The sequence below is a fragment of the Legionella jamestowniensis genome, from assembly GCF_001467745.1.
Lineage (GTDB): Bacteria > Pseudomonadota > Gammaproteobacteria > Legionellales > Legionellaceae > Tatlockia > Tatlockia jamestowniensis.
On the sequence record NZ_LNYG01000004.1, the window covers coordinates 19694 to 37864 of the forward strand.

An 18171-nucleotide genomic window follows, 5' to 3' on the forward strand; every position below is an offset into this window, starting at 1 on the left:
TATTAAGCAATTGAAGCCATCCCTGCTGAAGAGGCAGGGTTATCTGCTGGGGCTCTCTGATCCTCCGCATCTTCTGCCCCCGACTCTTTGAATAACCCCTGGTTTTGCAAAATAGCTGATACTTTCTGAGATGTCACTTCTCTCCATGGGAATTGTTTCGTCTTTAGTGCGGCTGGTGTTTTCATAGGTTGGCGTTTATCCCAAGCGGACGGCCATTCGGGTTTTTCCCAAAAAGGAGCTATAGATTGGAGGTGGTAGCTGTCTGGCTCAAAGGAGTCGGGAAGTAATTTTACGAATTTAATTGTCTCCTTAATAACCGCTTTAAATTCAGGATTCGTTTCAAAAGTCGACATTTTAAAACTACGACGCAATTCTTCATCCGTAATATAAGTTCCTAGCATAGGATGGCTTTCTGCAACACTTTTGATATTTAATGACACAGAGTAACCAGGAAATTCCGCTTCTACACAAAATAGTAGTGGAATAATGGGTTCATTGTTTTGTTTACGTTTTAAATTATTAACACATAAGCTGGTAATAAGCGTTTTACACTCACGGGCAAAAAGAATAGTCTTTTCACGCTCCATGTATTCTTGATATTCATTACTGTTTAAATCTTGATTAGCATTAGGAACATGAGATTCGCTGTCAAATGCTAACATCTCAAATTCATTTTTAAAGCTATCCTTAATCATTGCTTTGATTTGTAAGGCATTTAAAGCACGAGCAACATAACCATACTGGCAGTTACTAAATCCATACACTAAAACCTCTTTTGAGTCTCCTAAAATGGCTTTGACTGAACTGGATGATAACTTCATTTTCCCCTCTACGAACTCTATAAAGTCTAACTCAACGAAGAAATTCATTTTAACACAATTTGTTTAATATTTAAACAATAATGTGAAGCGCTAATACTTAAGGAAAAATAAAAATTGATATCGGTTTGCATTCCGAATTCGTGTTTTGATGCAATAGGGATGCTAGAAACCCGGTTGCAGCAAGGTCTCGACCTCGCTGTCAACTGGATTTAATGGTGAAATTAGAAAAAGAATTAACAATTTTAAGCATGAAGACGAATAAGCCTACTTAAAGTATCTGCTAAAGGCCTTTTTTGAAGTCTTACGTATAATCTTTAAAAGGTTAGAAACCTTCCCAGAGCTCATCTTCTTTACCTGCTGGATTAGGATTATCACGGAGATAGGCAATGCGTTGATGCTTTTTAATTTCTTTTAACTGTGATGCAGATTTCTCATGAGTCGCATCAAACTCAAACAAAAATTTGTCATAGGGGCTGACGTAAAATTTATCAATATCTTCATTACTCATGAATAATCCTGCTTTACGTATTATACTAAAAGGTGTAATTTTAGCGGGTTTTGCGACAAGTTGCCATCCAGAATTAGTATAGCAGAGAAAGGATACACTTATGGCCATTAAAAAAGCGGAGCTACATACCCATTTGGAAGGCACCATTACCCCAGAATTAGCCAAGAAATTGGCCGACCGCAACCAACTTTCCTTGCCCGATTCACTTATGGCAGTGGACGGCCAAAGTTATCATTTTAAAGATTTTCCGGATTTCCTAAAGACCTATGATATTGTTGCCGGAGTTATTAAATGTCCTGCAGATTATTATGATATTACCTTTAACTATTTAAAGATGAACGCATTGGAAGATACACTCTATGTGGAGATGATGTACTCACCAGATCATGCTGAAAAATCAAGTAACATACCGTCGCTCGAACACTTAAAGGCGATTCAACAAGCTATTGATGACGCAGAAGAAAAATACACAATTATCGGTCGAATTATTGTAACTGCTGTGCGTCATTTCGGCGCTGACGCCGCTGTTAGAGTTGCCAAACAAGCCATTAAAGAAAATATGCCCTGTGTAGTTGGATTTGGTTTAGGGGGTGATGAAATTAATTTTCCGCCACGATTATTTACTGAAGCTTACAATATTGCTGCTAAAGGTGGATTACAGTGCACCGTGCATGCCGGTGAATTTGCCCCGGCTGACGGCATGTTAGAAGCAATTCAATACCTTCCAGTTAAACGCATCGGGCATGGGGTACAAGCTATACACTCACCAGAAACTATCTCGCAACTTATTGATAAGAACATTGCGTTGGAAATTTGTCCTTCCAGTAATATCGCTTTAGGTCTTTTTCCAAATTTATCCAGCCATCCTTTACCACACTTGCTGAAAGCAGGTATTTCCATCAGCCTTGGCTCTGATGATCCACCCTTTTTTCGTACCAGTTTGGCCAATGAATACCAGCGCGTGCAGCAAGGATATAATTATAGCGATGAGCAAATGAAGCTCTTTACGGTAATGGCTATTGATGCTTCTTTTGCTGATCAAGAAACTAAGCTGAAGCTTAAAAAAAGGCTGGAAAATCTGCAGTAATGCATAGTAAAGGTAGTAAACGTAGCCCGGTTGCTTGCAGCCGGGGAGACTTCTATTTAACTTTCCTAAACTTTTAAAGTAGTTAAAGACAAATTAAAGCAGTTCACCATTTAGATTGGCAATTTATCCCGGTTGCAAGCAACCGGGCTACTGCTACAGAGCATGAGAAAAGAGGAGGTTATCGAACTGTCCTACGCTTCAGCTTCCATATATTGACGAAGTTTTTTCATCGCATTTTTTTCCAATTGGCGAACACGCTCGGCAGACACACCATATTTGTCGGCTAAATCGTGCAAAGTTGCCTTGTCTTCTGCTAACCAACGTTGCTGCAAGATATCCTGACTGCGCTCATCCAACTGCTCCAGGGCAAAAAATAATTGTTCTCTCCCGCGTTCGCCACTGGTTTCCTGTTCGATTAATTGAGCAGGATCACTATTATCATCATGAAGATAATTCGCTGGTGATTTAAATGCTTCATCCTCATCATCTGAAATAGGTGAATCGTAAGAAGTATCCATCGCATTAAGGCGTTGCTCCATAAGCAATACGTCTTCACGACTGACACCCAAATCCTTGGCCACGGCATCAACTTCTTCACGACTAAACCAACCCAAGCGATTTTTCATGTGGCGAAGATTAAAAAATAACTTACGCTGCGCTTTGGTAGTAGCAATTTTAACAATACGCCAATTGCGAAGGACAAACTCATGAATTTCGGCTTTAATCCAATGGACAGCGAAAGACACAAGGCGCACACCCATTTTGGGGTCAAAGCGCTTAACTGCCTTCATAAGGCCAATATTACCCTCTTGTATTAAATCATTAAGGGGCAAACCATAACCTAAATAGCCACGCGCAACGCGCACGACATAGCGTAAATGAGCTAATACTAAACGGCGAGCGGCCTCCAAATCACCTTCAACCTGGAAGCGTTCAGCACAATCATACTCTTCTTCAGCAGATAGCATTGGTATTTGATTGACTCGATGAATATAAGCATCGAGACTACCAATTGGAAAGTTTAATGACGCTAACTGTAACTGCTGATTCATACATCCTCCATTACCAACATCATATATACTTGAAAGTGCATTAAAAGAAGCTTGGTAAATTCATCCCTTATTATAACTAATTATAGGGCTCAATTGAAGCAAGTTGACGATTTACTGACAATCTAGCCCCTAACCAGCCTAATAAGGTTGAAACTAAAACTAGTAAATAGGCCTGCCTTACTGATAAGCCCATGATAGGGTAATTCATTTGGTAGGCTGAAGCCAATTGTTTAATAGCCACCGCAAAGCTGAGCATAAAAATATTTACAAAAAGCACTGCTAATATTGCTCCCGCCAAGCTAAACCATATTCCTGAATACAAAAATGGACGCGCGATAAATGAATCAGTAGCACCAATTAATTTAAGTACCTGAATCTCCTCATGACGATTATGAATAGCTAGCCGTAGCGTATTACCAATAATCAATACCACCGCCGAGGCTAAGAGAGCCATTACTGCATGGGCCGCTTTATTAGCAAAACCAAGAATGGCATGAAGACGTGTTATCCATTCCATGTCTAATTTAGCTTGTTCAACCTGCGGTAAGACTTTCAAACGATTAAATAATTGTTCTATCTGAAAAGGTTGATTAACGGCAAGCGCTGGAATCACTTCAATAGTAGCAGGTAAAGGGTTTTCAGGGAGATAGCGCATAATGTCATGCATGCCTTCTTGCTGCTGCAACTCCTGTAAACCGTCCGCAGGAGTTTTCAAACTGGCTTTACCTACTCCTGCCAAAGCTTGTACTTGTTCAAGAGTATTTTTTTCTTCCGCAGAAGACAATGCAGGTTTGAGATAAAGCGAAATATGTCCACTTTTTTGCCAATTTTTGGTTATTTTTTCTAAATTATCACTGAAAACCCAAAAAAGGGCGGGCAACGTTAATGTGATTGCGATAACAATGACAGTCATCATGGTTGCCATAGGTTTTCGGCAAAGCAGATTTAAGCTGTTGCTGGCAGCTTGTAAATGATAGGATGCAAGCGAGCGAATAGTATTTAACACATCCTCCCTCCTTTTAACATAACAATGCGATGTTTCATTCCAGCAATCAATGCCAAATCATGCGTAGCAATAAGGATGCTAACACCCACTTGATTAAACTGAGCAAATAACTTCATAATTTCAGAGGACAAACTTGGATCTAGATTCCCTGTTGGTTCATCTGCTAAAAGAAGAGCAGGCTTGTGCACCACGGCTCGAGCGATACCTACCCTTTGCTGCTCACCACCCGACAGGTGAATGGGTAACATTTTTTCTTTATTGAGTAAACTCACCATATCCAGGGCTGCATGCACACGCTTGGTAATCATAGGGGGAGCAAGGCCTTGAATCTGTAACGGCATGGCAACATTATCAAAAACAGTTCGATCGTTTAATAAATTAGGGGATTGGAAAGTAATTCCCAAACTACTACGGTAAGCTGCGATATCTTTTTTTTTCAGGTGATTTAAACGTATTCCATTCACCTCAACTTGCCCTGATGAGGGATTCTCAAGCATGGCAACGAGTTTAAGCAGTGTACTTTTCCCAGCACCAGAGTGCCCTGTCAGAAAAACCATTTCACCTCTCTGGAGCGAAAAATTAATTTGGCTTAATGCTTCAAACCCACCTGGATAACGCTTGGTAACTTGGTCAAATTTGATCATCATTAAAAATTGCTCTAACAAATTGAGATGCATTAAAGGGACGAAGATCATCTATCCCTTCCCCCATTCCTAGATAACGAAAAGGAATGCCTAACTCACTAGCAATTGCAAACAATATCCCGCCCTTTGCAGTCCCATCCAGTTTTGTCATCATTATGCCAGTTAAGCCAACAGCTTCATGGAACTGCCTGGCTTGATTAAGTGCATTTTGTCCTATGCCAGCATCCAAAACAAGTAACACTTCGTGAGGTGCATGCGGATCTAATTTTTGCATTACACGCTTCACTTTTTTAAGCTCTTCCATCAAATTGCTCTGGGTATGTAAACGCCCCGCCGTATCAGCAATTAAAATATCAATCCCACGCGCCCGGGCTGCTTGTAAAGCATCATAAATAACAGAGGCACTATCAGCCCCTGTATGTTGCGCAATCACAGGGATTTGATTGCGCTCACCCCAAACTTGCAATTGCTCTACCGCAGCGGCACGAAAAGTATCGCCTGCGGCCAACATTACTTTTTTACCTTGTTGCTGGAATTGTTTTGCCATTTTGCCAATGGACGTTGTTTTACCAGCCCCATTAACGCCAACGGTCAAAATAACAAAAGGTGATTTGTCAGGCGTTTCGAGGTTTAATGGTTTTTCACAAGGGAGCAGTATCTCTTCCAAACGCTGCTTCAATGCCTGAAAAACAGCATTACCGTCCGTTAATTGTTTTCTGGCCAAAGCGTCGATTAATTGTTTTAAAATAAGTTGTGATGTTTCAATCCCTAAATCAGCACTTAGCAAGAGTGTTTCAAGATCTTCAAGAATAGAGGTATCGATTTCTTTTTTGCCCAACAATAAACGACCGACACTATCTCCAAACTGCTGCCTTGTCTTACTTAATCCTTTCTTGAAACGCGCAAAAAATCCTTCCTTTGTAGAAGGTATGGCTGTTTGACTATCGGCCTGTTCCCGTTCTTCGACGGGTAGGGATATTTCTTCAGAGGCCTTGGAAACTGGGGCAGCTTCTTCTTGATTTCGTTTAAACCATTTAATCATAAGTATACAAAACAAAGGAAATATGAAATTCTATCACTTTTTTTGCTTCGGAGTTAATCCATGCGCATCGCTTTAATGATTTTCTTAACGGCGCTTTCCTGTCAGGCTGTGAGTCAAGTGCGAGAATTTATGTTGGAGAATGGCCTTAAGGTACTCGTAAAGGAAGATCACCGGGCTCCTGTAGCCGTTTCAATGATTTGGTATAACGTAGGTTCAGCCGATGAGCCCGGTGGATTAACAGGGGTTTCCCACGCCTTGGAACATATGATGTTTAAAGGGACTCCCACCCATCCTTTGGGCATTTTTTCAAAAACCATTGCAGCGGTTGGTGGGCAGGAAAATGCCTTTACTAACTTTGATTATACCGCTTATTTTGAAAAAGTAGCCGCTTCGAAATTACCTATTGCCTTTGAATTAGAGGCCGACCGCATGCAAAACCTTTTGCTGGATAAAGAAGAATTTGGCAAGGAGATCAAAGTAATTCGCGAAGAACGACGCTTACGCACCGATGATAACCCGCAGGCACTTGCTTTTGAACGTCATTTAGCCGCAGCCCATCTAACTACCCCTTATCATCATCCCGTTATCGGCTGGATGAGCGACCTACACCAAATGAGTATTGATGATCTTAGATATTGGTATCAGCGGTTTTATGCCCCCAACAATGCAACGTTGGTTGTAGTCGGTGATGTTGATGCAGAAAAAGTGCATCAAATGGCTATTCAGTATTTTGGCAACATAAGCAAACGAACTGATTACGTCCGACGTTTGCAAATAGAGCCTCCAGCACTTGGCCAAAAATCCGTGGAAGTCTATGCACCGGCAAAATTACCTCTACTGATGTTTGGTTATACAGTTCCCAGTGTAAAAACCGCTAAAAACAGTTGGGAACCTTATGCCCTTGAATTGATTACAGGGATTTTAGATGCTGGAGATAGCGCACGATTCTCTAAAAATTTGATTCGTGGTAGTCATGTAGCGAGTGGTTTGGACACTTATTATAACCTCTATGCCAGATTTCAAACCCAGTTTATTCTATTTGGCACTCCCTCCCAGAATCATACAGTCAATGAACTTAAGACAGCGATGCTCAAAGAACTAACTCGTTTAAAAGAGGAATTAGTCAGTCCGGAAGAATTAAAACGAATTAAGACGCAGCTGATAGCCCAGAAAACTTTTGAGAAGGATTCAATTTTTGGCCAAGCTATGGAATTAGGCCTGGTAGAAACGATAGGTTTGGGCTGGCAAACAGCACAAGCCTATGTCGACAGAATTAACGAGATTACGCCTGAGCAAATACAAGAAGTAGCCCGACATTATTTTAAAGATATTGCAGAAACTGAAACGTTATTAATTCCTGTACCGCAAGAGGAACAAGCATGAAACGATTAACCCTAGTCACAACAGCCTTAATTTTTTGCTTGTCGCAATCATTACTGGCAAGCTCTTTTAAGCTACAAAAATGGCAAACTGCAAATGGAGCGCAAGTGGTATTTTATCAAGCCCTTGAAGTGCCAATGCTGGATATTAACATTGCATTTAGAGCAGGCTCAGCCTATGACGGCAAGCATTACGGTTTAAGTGCATTAACAAGCGATTTATTAAGCCAGGGGAATGCCGGTTTGGATGCCACGACAATTGCAGAAAAATTCGCCAATATAGGCGCTCAATACAGCGCCGACAGTAGTCGTGACATGATTGTTTTAAAATTGAAAACATTAACCACGCAAGAAGCCCTTCAACAAGCGCTTGAAACGTTTCATTTAATTTTAAACAAGCCAGATTTTCCACAGGATGCTTTTCACCGAGAGAAAAGCCAACAATTGCTTGCCATCGCTCAAAATCAAGAGTCCCCCGATGATGTTGCTAATCTTGTCTTTTTTAAAAATTTATATCAAAACCATCCTTATGCCCATCCAGTCATTGGTACAGAAGACAGTGTCAATGCCATTCAAGTTCGCGATGTGCACGACTTCTACAAGCGTTACTTTGTTGGTTCCAATGCGGTTATTGTAATGGTGGGCGCCATTGATGAGAAAAAAGCCCATGAATTAGCAGACGAACTCCTTCAGCAGTTACCCAAAGGTCAAGCGGCTCCAGAAGTGCCTATAGCACCACAACTGACTACCAGTGAAAAAAAAGACATTGATTTTCCTTCATCCCAAACCGTTATTCGGTTGGGGCAAATTGGCATTAATCACCATTCCCCGGATTACTTTCCACTAACCGTAGGCAATTATATCTTAGGGGGCGGTGCCCTGGTTTCTCGATTGGCCAATGAGGTGCGTGAAAAGCGTGGCTTAACGTATGGCGTAAGCAGTCAATTTATTCCGATGCCAGGAAATGGGCCTTTCCTAATTAGCCTGGCGACACAAAACAAACAGGCAACTACTGCTTTGAAATTAACAGAAGACACTTTGGCCAAATTTATGGCCGAAGGGCCAGAAGAAGCGGAATTAATTGCCGCTAAACAATATTTAACAGGCAGTTTCCCCTTATCACTGGCAAGTAATAGCAGTATTGCCAGTATGCTTCTTCGTCTTGTTTTTTATCGTTTGCCTGATAATTATTTAGATACTTATATAGACAAAATTAATGCAGTAAGCGCCTCTCAAATTAAAGAAGCCTTTCAAAAACAAGTGCATCTTAATAAAATGCTTGTCGTTTCAGTGGGGAAATTGTGAAACAAACTGTTCGGATTATTGGTGGAAAATATCGCGGTAAGAAACTTTATTTCCCCGAGTCAGAAGGATTGCGCCCAACCCCAGATCGGGTTAAGGAAACACTTTTTAACTGGTTGATGCATGATATTCAGGGCGCGCGTTGTCTTGATGCCTTTGCTGGCAGTGGCGCCTTGGGCTTTGAAGCTTACTCACGGGGTGCCAGCCGCGTGGTGCTGGTTGAATCGTCCCCCAATGCCTGTGCTAACCTAAAAAAAATAGCCTCTTCATTTAATTCACCCATCCTTTCTGTGGTGCAATGCGATGCATTTGCCTATTTTGCAAAAAGCACAGAACATTTTGATATTATTTTTCTTGATCCCCCCTTTGCCAAAGATTACCTTTCAGAGTGTCTTAGAATATTGGCACACGCTGATTTACTTGTTTCAGGAGGCTTGGTTTATCTTGAATCCCCTGATAAAATTTCGCCTGATACCACCTATTGGACTGAAAAAAAATCCAAACAAGCAGGACAAGTCATCTATGGCCTTTATGAAAAGAACTAACAGCTTGGCTCAAGACGTCTTTTCCTTGACAAGGCGCCATGCTCCTGTTTCAATCATTGCAGTGCATATCGTTTATAAAGTCAAAAAAATGATCAACAAGCTCGTTGTGTTTATTATTTCCGCCATGTTGTTAGTTGGATGCCGTGGTGGCGTGATTTACATGAAACCGCCGCTTAATGCGCCGAGCGATGATGCGACCATTAAACTTGCACAAGCGGCATCGTCTGTCAGTGATTCAATGTTGGAAATGCAACGTGTTGAAAAAGTTATTCTTCCAAAGAATAAAGATAATACCCTAACCATTCCCAATGCTTATAACCTGCAGGCACGTGCTTCCGTGGATTGGTCAGGTCCTATTGAGGAATTAACTTTACGTATTGCTAGAGCTGCGCATTTTCGTTTACGTGTGCTGGGGAAGGAACCCGCTGTTCCTGTTTTAATTAGTCTTAATGCTAAAGATATGAGCTTGGCTGAAATTCTGCGTGATATTGATTATCAGGCAGGAAAGAAAGCTACTATCTATGTTTACCCTAACAGTCAGGTTGTTGAATTGCGCTATGCGAAACTTTATTCTTAGTCTTTGTGTTTTATTTACTATTTTATTAGCTGCCTGTCATCGCACAGTAATCGTGGCAGATACAGGTTCTCTTGCGGGTTTAAAAGCATTGGCCAACACCAAAAGTGCAAAAACCCGCAGTAAAGCGACTATCGGTAAAATTCGGGAAATGGCGCTTAAAGAAACCGCGTTAAGTTTAGGAGCTCAGGCCGGACTAGCCTGGCGTGCTAAAATAATCGATGAACAATTAACGAAACAGGCACGAAATTTAGACGCTATTTTTGATTTCAATTCACTGGTTCTTGAACACAATATTTTGCCTCCAGTCTTACTTGAAGGCCGTAACACTTTAAATTTGGCCGACACACAAACCATTCGTATTTCAGATCGCACTTACAAGATAGCCAAGCAAGCCCGCTTCATTACCACACCACCTAATTGGCGACAGTACTTGTGGATGGACTACCGAAAACCTGATTGCCCTAATGTAACTTTATTACCTAAAACTAAACAAGAAAGAATGCTTTGGTGCCGTTATATAGAACAAGGCTGGCAAAATGGGATTGAACAGGCAGGTATTATTCTTGAAGAAAGTGTCGCAAGAATTAAAGAAGACTTTGCCGGCATGATCCTCTATCGCAAATTATTAGCGATGAACATGGTATCACCACCTTTTGTTTCGCATACTGATTTGGGTGTAACTGGTGATGGCTCAGAAATTCACATCGACGATAGAGTGCTGCGAATTACAGCCCTACCTGCTTTAAATATTGATAGCAAAGAGTGGATAGCGGCCGTTTCAAAAGATGAAGGCGCACTCGCGCAGCTCAGAAACATGGAAAAATTGGCACAAAGCACTAAAATTACTATAACCAGTAAGGCATGGCAGCCTGTCATTGCCCCCATTAATGATAAACCTGTTAGTTAATAAATATGAGCAGTAGTAATTCTAATATTCATTTGATGCCAGACGAGCCCACCCGCTTTACGCCGGTCTTTATGGATAAAATGTTAGAACATGCAGAAAGTCTTTCTGCCTCTGACATTACCATTCAAACGGGTGAGCCCATCTTTGCGGAAGTATACGGTCGATTATACAAAATTACCAATCGCCGCTTGTCTAATACCGAGCTAGGCGATTTAATTAATTCCATTTATGGTCCTAATGCGACAACACAGTTATTATCCGGCAAGGATATTGATACCCATTATGAATTTCGCCCTAATCGAGGCGTGCGTTACCGTTACCGTGTCAATGCCACGTCCTGCTTAGTTGAAGGTCATGACGCCATTCAAATTACTTTACGAACTATTCCTACTACCCCACCGAAACTGGAAACAATGGGACTCCCGGATAATATCCTAGAAGCAATTGCACCACAGGAAGGTATTGTATTTATTACCGGGGCAACAGGATCAGGTAAATCAACACTATTAGCCTCAATTATTCGTGAATTAATTGAAAAAGAAGAGTCTAATAGAAAAGTCTTAACATATGAGGCACCAATAGAATTCGTTTATGATGAGATTGAAACGGTCTCAGCTGTAGTAAGTCAGTCTGAAATTCCGCGACATTTACCTGACTTTGCTGACGGCGTTAGAAATGCCTTACGTCGAAAACCTCGCTTGATCATGGTTGGAGAGTGCCGAGATGCGGAGACCATCAGTGCGGCTCTTGAAGCTGCTTTAACAGGACATCCCGTTTATACAACGCTACATACTTCCGGTGTTGCAGAAACTATGCGACGACTGGTAACCTCATTCGCTGGAGAGGAACGCTTAGGGCGCACCATCGATATTCTAGAAACTATTCGCCTTTGTATTTGGCAAAAACTTGTTCCTACAGTTGATGGCACACGCGTTGCCTTACGTGAATATCTTGTTTTTGATGAGGAAGCGCGAGATATTTTACTAGAAGGTGATCCTAACGAAGTTACCTCTACTACACGTAAACTTGTGCGTCAACGCGGGCAATTGATGACAGTTGATGCCAAGAATAAATTTGAGCAAGGTTTGATTAGTGAGCGAACTTATAAAATAATTATCGCTGGTACTAAAGAATATCAACGATAATTTTTCTTTATAGACGAGATTCTGGACGTCTTAGCTCCATTGAATACACATGGGAAAAAACCTCACAATGAAAGTCCTAGTGCACATTCAGGAGATTCTTCCCTACGCTCAGAATGACGTTTTTAAGGATGGTCTAAGCCAATGCTTATCACGTTAGAAAGCAGCGCAAGCTGCTTGGGAAAATTTTCCGATATACATCCCTTTAAGCAACTATGTTAACCTTCAGAATGACGTGCTGGAAACCTTCGTGGCTTAGTGCAGGACAAAATTTTTATATGTTGTCGATAGAGGCTTTCGTGAATTCCCTACATCTCGTTTTTGAATGCAGCAAAGCTGCATTCAAAATCTCCTGTAAGCAGAGCCCAATCCATTATTGAGGTTCTTCAGTCTGTCGATTTGTAGCAACAAACATCTTTTATTCATGATCCCATTAACATTGATACGGTATTATTTTGAGCATATTGGGTATTAATGTCTACACCATAGATATCTTGTCCAAATTGTCTTAGTGACTCCCAAGAATTTGGAAAGTGATAGGGGTCAAAATAATGGAAAAAACGATACAACCTCGAACCGTAGCTAACCACATTTCCTGTGGCATCGGTTGTTACATCAAAATGAAGTTGTAACGGTTTTTTAAATTGCCCTACTCGCGCTAAAAAATTTTCTAAGGAGCCGGCTTCTTTAACATAAGCAACGAGGGCATTTTTTAAATTTTTCCAATCGTTTTGTTTTTGTAGTATCCTTGCACTAATTAATTGAGCCTCAAACGTATTAGGATTGAGCTCTTCTGTTTTAACAAAAGATCCTTCCTTTCTCGTAGCCAATTTTTCAATTTTTCTTACATTGGGTAATCCTGAATAAGACAGAGGCTTCTCTCCAGATAATACGCGTTCCAGATTTCTAAATTGATGAAACCTTTGGTGTAACCTTGTTTGTCTTTCCTTCGTTTCATAAGTAATATATTCTAAAAATTCATGCTCATTTTGATACGTCTTAATTAAATAAGCATCAGTACTATAGCTATAGCGGTCAATTACTTTATCTGCAATTTTTCTTAGATACTCAGCAGCGGTAAGCTCCATGCTTGTTTTTTCTTTAGTTCCATCTGATTTTTCTTTCGTCAAGACAAACATTGCTTTTGAATTAGGATTAGTCCCGTTTGTAATCAGAGCTTGAATTATTTCAAGATGTGTATCCATTGAGTAGAAAAGATCATCTAGACTGCGCGTCAGGTTTTCGATGTAGAAATGCAGTAAAGAGATGTTTTGCGCGAATACCTCTCCTTTTTCACTATGAGAAGTAGCGCCAAAAGGAGACACCGCATACTTGTAATCAATGACCTTATCAAACTCTACCCCTTTCCTTTTAAGTTGTGGCAAAAGTGCTGGAGTATCTAATGGACTTAACCGATTGCGATGTCTATCCAATAACTGAAACACCAGATAATTTGGTTTGAAGTATGCTCTTTGATTAAATGTATCTGCATCTGCATGCTCTAAAAAGAAGTCAAATAGTGTTTTATAACCCTTGTCCATAGCTGCCATCAAAGGAATCTCACCACTATTAGGATTAATTACATTAAGAGTCGCACCGTGTTTGAGTAGTAGCTGTACTAAATTAAATACCGTCCCTTCTTTAACTTTCCTTCCCTCGCTCTTTGAGAGATATAAAACTCCCGCACAGAGAACTTGCATTATCGCTGGCAAATTATAGGTATCCGGTGTCTGAGTACTGGCACCCTGCCTCAATAAAAACGTTAACATTTCAAGAGAATCTTTTTTCCCTTTAAGAACAGCTAGAATAGCTGGATTAAGAACACTCATCCGGCAGATATCACCTGCTGCTTGAAGGTTTCCTGCAGCGCTAATTACTTGTCGAACTAAATCCATCCGTCCAGCTTCAATCGCTACATGGATAGGTAGCTCATCGGTATATTCTTTTTAGGAATCAGACCTGCATTCTTAAATTCTTCAAATAACGACTTGTTAGTTTTTAATTTACGGTTATCCTTCCAGAGTCGACTCAAATCGATTATCCGTCTGAGGGTGAGCATAAAAACAATATGCCTGTTTTAGCGAGAACAGTAAGAACACCTACCGATAGTAAAAATCTAGTTATTGACTTACACAGCTTTCAAGCTAAACAAGCAAATAATATTTATCACTTTTTTGCTAGTCAGGAAGTAGAACACGACAATTTAACGACCTATGCAGCCTGGCCTTTGTATGCTTACGAGGCAATTGCTTATCAAGTTCCTGCTACAGCAATAGTAGCGGCAATTAAATGTTCGCGTAAACCACTTAATAATCAATTAAAAGTGAGTTGCGACTATATAGACAACAGACCAAAACCTCACTAGACAGGAGCTTTACCTTAGACGAAAAAATTATCCTTAATCCAAATTTTTCAGTAGCCTATAATTTATGGACTGGTAAACAACCGTCTAATATTACAAGTCTGGCTTTATCTTTAGAAAAAGATAAAGCAATAGAATTATTTGAAGAGGCGGCATCCAAAGCATTGGAAACACCTAATATTCATTATGGCCTTGGGGGTAAAGCTTTATAGCATGAAATAAACCAAGAAAAGAAAGTGGGGTAAGGGGATCCCCACTAACCATTAGCCCCCTTTACTCGGCTTAGAATCGCCAGCATCACTGGAAAGACCCACTTGAGGACCAGAGCCTTTGAGGGCACCAGTGGCTTTCATGTAGGCTTTTTTACCATAACCAGTCAATGCAGAATCAATCTGCTGAGCAGCTTTCGTTGTAGCACCCTCAGCTTTGCCTACTTGGCCTTTGGCTTCTTCGCCCCACTGAGCAGCTTCTTGACCAACGCTTTCTGGTTGCCCTCCAATCCAACGCAAGACTTTATCAGGCAAGACCACAATGAGAGTAAATGCCTTCTGTACCACAATTAAATACATCGTGGTATAGATTAAGATAGAGAAGAAGAAACCATAGATGCCCGCCCAACCGGTGTAGCCTTGGGTGGTATTAATGTGTGAAGCCTGTTGAACAAGGCTTTCCGCTGAACCGCTGAACTGCCAGGTTGATCCAGATGAACTGCCCTGAATAAAGGACATGGCATTCGCAAACCCGGCATTGATTATCCAAACCGAAACGTAGGTCAACGCGATAGCCGCGATATAACCAATAATCATCATCGTGGGTCGTAAGAAGACATTAAGCAGAATCATAATGGCTTGTTCACCCTTACCGAAAGCATCATGTCCTTCTGGATGCGTTACGCCAAGCGCTACAATAGGTGCTGCAACCATCGCTTCTATAACAACCATCAACCAGGCAATGGAACCGAAGGTAAAGATCATATAAGGCAAGAAGGGAATATAGTAGGCTGTCACAAAACCAATACTCAACATCACTGCCATCCATGCAAACAACAATGGGAAGACCATAGATATCAGTGCAAAGATGAAAATACCAAATAATGGGATTAAAGAAGTAGTGATTGCTGTAGTCAGCAAAATTATCCATAATTCGTTGGCAAAATTAATATAGTTTACCCCCATATTCGCCAGCGCAATGACCGGGTTGACCGTAGGCTGCTGAATAATAGCTACCCCTGATTGGAAAATTGCCCCCATACCAAGCAATGGAACGGAAAGAAAGGCCATCACCACCATGTTGATAACTTGGGCAACGATATTCAAGAAGAAGTTGAATATTGTTTTTATAATCAAATTATAAAAAATGTTCCCCATCAGTCTACCTATACATAAAGTCATTATACTTCCACAGGGAAAACTCTGATCAGGCAAGCTGAATTTTGAAAGATCAAAGTTCATATTAAACTTCATCGTAAACTGCGGTGGCGTTTGACCTGGTTGTTTAGCCAAATTCACCATCAAGGAATTCATGAGAAACCCATAGACTGTAGAAGAGTAGGCTCCCGTTTCTGGCTTGGTTGTTGAATCCCCACCCACTATATTGCTAATGCCACCACCTGAAGGCAATGAAGGTTTCGCACTCGTCGACGAAACATTGGAGCCATCAATTAACCCAATCACTTGATTTACAGCCGTGGCATCACCGTTCATCCATTCACAAAGAAGACCATAGGGAGGGCCTGCACATTGTCCAGATGATTGACCAAACGCATTTTGCATATTTTGAGTGGTAAACTTAGATTCCCCTAGCCCTGAATCTGAATCAGTCTGTTCCCCTGATTTTTTCATATTCGATGCTGAATTTAACTTTGCCAAATCAAAAAAGTAACTTCCTGCCAAAATCCAACCATAATTGTTGGCATCTGTAATAAACTTACGTTCTGACGCTGCATCACTTCCCTTTTTAGCTTCTGCCACCAAATTTAACGCGGGTGCTAAGATACCGTTATAATCAGCCACGGCACCTTGAAATTCCGTACCATTAAAAAGTGGGGACGAATCATTCGTACTGGTCGGGTCAGCACCCCAGAGTTTACAAGTGCCAGATTTAACATCCGATGATGAACACACACTCCGACCAGTTTCATTCAATGGGACGCCAAATTGTTGAACGGCGTTGGCCGAAAAATTAAGCTCTAAAGGTTGATTATTATTGTTGTTGGTATTTGGCGGATTTAATAAAGGATCATTATTAACCATAATTTGCGCTACCATGGCAAGATCCGTGTACATCTGCTGGATAGCGATCGCTCGCGAGAATTGAGTTGTTTGCAACTCACTCTTTGAAATTACGACACCACTCGAATTATTGGGGTCCGTAAGGTTATTCGCGCCAGAAAATACATTCCAAGCAATGGAACCGCAAATACCATTTAATGCAGAATATGGCGCATCAGTAAAATTAGGCATGGGAACTGTGAAGTTAGGACTGGTGGGACTAGGAGTATTGCTATTTTGAACAGAAACAACATTGACAGTACTTAAAAAATCCGGAACGGCCGTATTACAAAAATTCTGCATGGTTTGTGAAGGTGTACCTGCGCATGGACCTGATCCATTCTGTTTGCTATTAAGGTAATTTTGACGTTGATTCTCCAAAGCAGCTTGCAAGCCCAACATACAGACTTGACCAGAAAGAATCTTACCTGCACCTGATGCGATATCATTGCTACTACCAGCCTCTATTGACTTGGTGGGATCCATTTGGGTTTGAATAATTAAACCACCGCGATTTAAATAACTTAATGCAGCTTCCCAAACCTTATCAGCGGCCCCTACCCCCTGAACAACAATCCACATTACAAAGATTTGCATTAAACAATAACCTGAACCTTTGGGTATTAATAATGCAAAACCAAGAGTAGCACGCATGGGTACCCATATGGATGACCATTTTTGGCCAAGCATTTGACCTTCATGGGCCGTATTCATGGTGGATACTAATAAGGTGTACATGATAATAATGCCACCTAAAGCGAGTACCGCCGAGTTAAATACACCGAACATAGTACCCATAATCTGACTACCGGTACCGTGTAAAACACCATCAACAATGCCAAAAATATTGCCCAAAAAGATTACAGAGTAATCTTGTGGTGGTGGAGAAAAATTAAAATATGGATTACTAAAAGACCCATCAGAAGCAAGAGCCAAAGCTGGGGCTAGCAGGCCCAGTAATATCAACATCATTCTATTCATCGCTTATCACCTTTCAGGCCTTCTCTGTACCACTCTCTTATTGAGCATCCCAGCTTTCGTTCCTTGATTTGAAAATACCAGAAGTGATAACGAAAGGCTAAGACCAAAGCCACCAACACTAAAACCAGGCTAACAATTACCGCTCGATAGCTACCATAATACAAATGGTAAATTGAATAGGCAAAAATACCCACTGCAACCAAACACATGAGTAAACTTAAACGGTATAATGCAATTTGTTTGGCCTGCAATTCCTGTTCGCTTAAATTCATTCTTGCCACCGCAGCCTCAAAAGATTCTCCCGCTTCGGTCTGTTGCGGGATAAACATCTTTTGAAAGCCAGCGGCTAAATAGGCTGTAAACGCTCTAACTCGATCGAAATCAATCCATGCACGGACATTAAAAATACGTTTGATAATGCCTACTAATCGGGTGCTTTTTTTGATTTTCATAAATTTTACTTTTCGGTAATGGACTTTTACTCTTCATACTATACTATAGTAGTTACATAAAGCGCAGTCCATTCACGAAGTTATACCGTAAAAA

17 protein-coding genes are annotated in these 18171 nt (G+C 40.9%); 8 read left to right on the forward strand and 9 right to left on the reverse strand.

The genetic code is table 11. From position 1 onward, the window contains the following. Nucleotides 1–2: 2 nt before the first annotated feature. Nucleotides 3–821, reverse strand: a complete 819-nt coding sequence (locus Ljam_RS01195; RefSeq protein ID WP_058448320.1) for a hypothetical protein — start codon at nt 819–821, stop codon at nt 3–5. 322 nt (nt 822–1143) lie between these two features. Next, nucleotides 1144–1329, reverse strand: a complete 186-nt coding sequence (locus Ljam_RS01200) for a CBU_0585 family protein (RefSeq protein ID WP_058448385.1) — start codon at nt 1327–1329, stop codon at nt 1144–1146. Between the two features lie 100 nt (nt 1330–1429). On the opposite strand from Ljam_RS01200, the gene add reads away from it, so the two are divergent. Then, nucleotides 1430–2416 (forward strand): adenosine deaminase, encoded by a 987-nt coding sequence (gene add, locus Ljam_RS01205; RefSeq protein WP_058448321.1) that lies wholly within the window; start codon nt 1430–1432, stop codon nt 2414–2416. A gap of 191 nt (nt 2417–2607) precedes the next feature. On the opposite strand, the gene rpoH is transcribed toward add, so the two are convergent. The 4 genes from rpoH to ftsY form a co-directional block, all read right to left on the reverse strand. Beyond that, complete coding sequence (gene rpoH, locus Ljam_RS01210; RefSeq protein ID WP_058448322.1) at nt 2608–3468, reverse strand: RNA polymerase sigma factor RpoH; 861 nt, start codon at nt 3466–3468, stop codon at nt 2608–2610. A 76-nt stretch (nt 3469–3544) separates the two neighbouring features. Then, nucleotides 3545–4474: a permease-like cell division protein FtsX gene (ftsX, locus tag Ljam_RS01215; protein ID WP_058448323.1), complete on the reverse strand. Its 930-nt coding sequence runs from the start codon at nt 4472–4474 to the stop codon at nt 3545–3547. Next, entirely contained in the window at nt 4468–5118 is a 651-nt protein-coding gene (ftsE, locus tag Ljam_RS01220) for a cell division ATP-binding protein FtsE (protein WP_058448386.1), read from the reverse strand. Before ftsE ends, ftsX begins: the two co-directional genes overlap by 7 nt. Beyond that, nucleotides 5105–6160: a signal recognition particle-docking protein FtsY gene (gene ftsY / locus Ljam_RS01225; protein ID WP_058448324.1), complete on the reverse strand. Its 1056-nt coding sequence runs from the start codon at nt 6158–6160 to the stop codon at nt 5105–5107. The genes ftsE and ftsY overlap by 14 nt, the downstream gene beginning before the upstream one ends. A gap of 60 nt (nt 6161–6220) precedes the next feature. On the opposite strand from ftsY, the gene Ljam_RS01230 reads away from it, so the two are divergent. From Ljam_RS01230 to dotB, 6 genes are read left to right on the forward strand one after another with little or no spacing between them, the layout of a single operon-like run. After that, complete coding sequence (locus tag Ljam_RS01230; protein WP_058448325.1) at nt 6221–7543, forward strand: M16 family metallopeptidase; 1323 nt, start codon at nt 6221–6223, stop codon at nt 7541–7543. Then, on the forward strand, nt 7540–8844 hold the full coding sequence (locus Ljam_RS01235) for a M16 family metallopeptidase (protein ID WP_058448326.1): 1305 nt from the start codon (nt 7540–7542) through the stop codon (nt 8842–8844). The genes Ljam_RS01230 and Ljam_RS01235 overlap by 4 nt, the downstream gene beginning before the upstream one ends. Continuing rightward, nucleotides 8841–9386: a 16S rRNA (guanine(966)-N(2))-methyltransferase RsmD gene (gene rsmD, locus Ljam_RS01240; RefSeq protein WP_058448327.1), complete on the forward strand. Its 546-nt coding sequence runs from the start codon at nt 8841–8843 to the stop codon at nt 9384–9386. Before Ljam_RS01235 ends, rsmD begins: the two co-directional genes overlap by 4 nt. Continuing rightward, nucleotides 9364–9963, forward strand: a complete 600-nt coding sequence (gene dotD / locus Ljam_RS01245) for a type IVB secretion system lipoprotein DotD (protein WP_238583670.1) — start codon at nt 9364–9366, stop codon at nt 9961–9963. The genes rsmD and dotD overlap by 23 nt, the downstream gene beginning before the upstream one ends. Next, the gene (locus tag Ljam_RS01250) at nt 9944–10870 is read left to right on the forward strand and encodes a type IV secretion system DotC family protein (RefSeq protein ID WP_058448328.1); all 927 of its coding nucleotides are present in this window, start codon (nt 9944–9946) and stop codon (nt 10868–10870) included. Before dotD ends, Ljam_RS01250 begins: the two co-directional genes overlap by 20 nt. Nucleotides 10871–10905: 35 nt before the next feature. Further along, entirely contained in the window at nt 10906–12015 is a 1110-nt protein-coding gene (gene dotB, locus Ljam_RS01255) for a Dot/Icm type IV secretion system ATPase DotB (RefSeq protein WP_058448329.1), read from the forward strand. A gap of 419 nt (nt 12016–12434) precedes the next feature. Here dotB and Ljam_RS01260 read toward each other — a convergent pair whose 3' ends face one another. Beyond that, nucleotides 12435–13907 carry an ankyrin repeat domain-containing protein gene (locus Ljam_RS01260; protein WP_058448330.1) on the reverse strand — a complete coding sequence of 491 codons (1473 nt, stop codon included), beginning with the start codon at nt 13905–13907 and terminating at the stop codon, nt 12435–12437. A gap of 173 nt (nt 13908–14080) precedes the next feature. On the opposite strand from Ljam_RS01260, the gene Ljam_RS01265 reads away from it, so the two are divergent. Beyond that, nucleotides 14081–14377, forward strand: a complete 297-nt coding sequence (locus Ljam_RS01265; RefSeq protein ID WP_058448331.1) for a hypothetical protein — start codon at nt 14081–14083, stop codon at nt 14375–14377. A gap of 260 nt (nt 14378–14637) precedes the next feature. Here the strand turns inward: Ljam_RS01265 and dotA are convergent, their stop codons facing one another. Beyond that, a complete protein-coding gene (dotA, locus tag Ljam_RS01270; RefSeq protein ID WP_058448332.1) occupies nt 14638–17625 on the reverse strand; it encodes a type IVB secretion system protein DotA in 2988 nt (995 codons plus the stop codon). After that, nucleotides 17622–18077 (reverse strand): type IVB secretion system protein IcmV, encoded by a 456-nt coding sequence (icmV, locus tag Ljam_RS01275; protein WP_058448333.1) that lies wholly within the window; start codon nt 18075–18077, stop codon nt 17622–17624. Before icmV ends, dotA begins: the two co-directional genes overlap by 4 nt. Between the last annotated feature and the right edge of the window lie 94 nt (nt 18078–18171).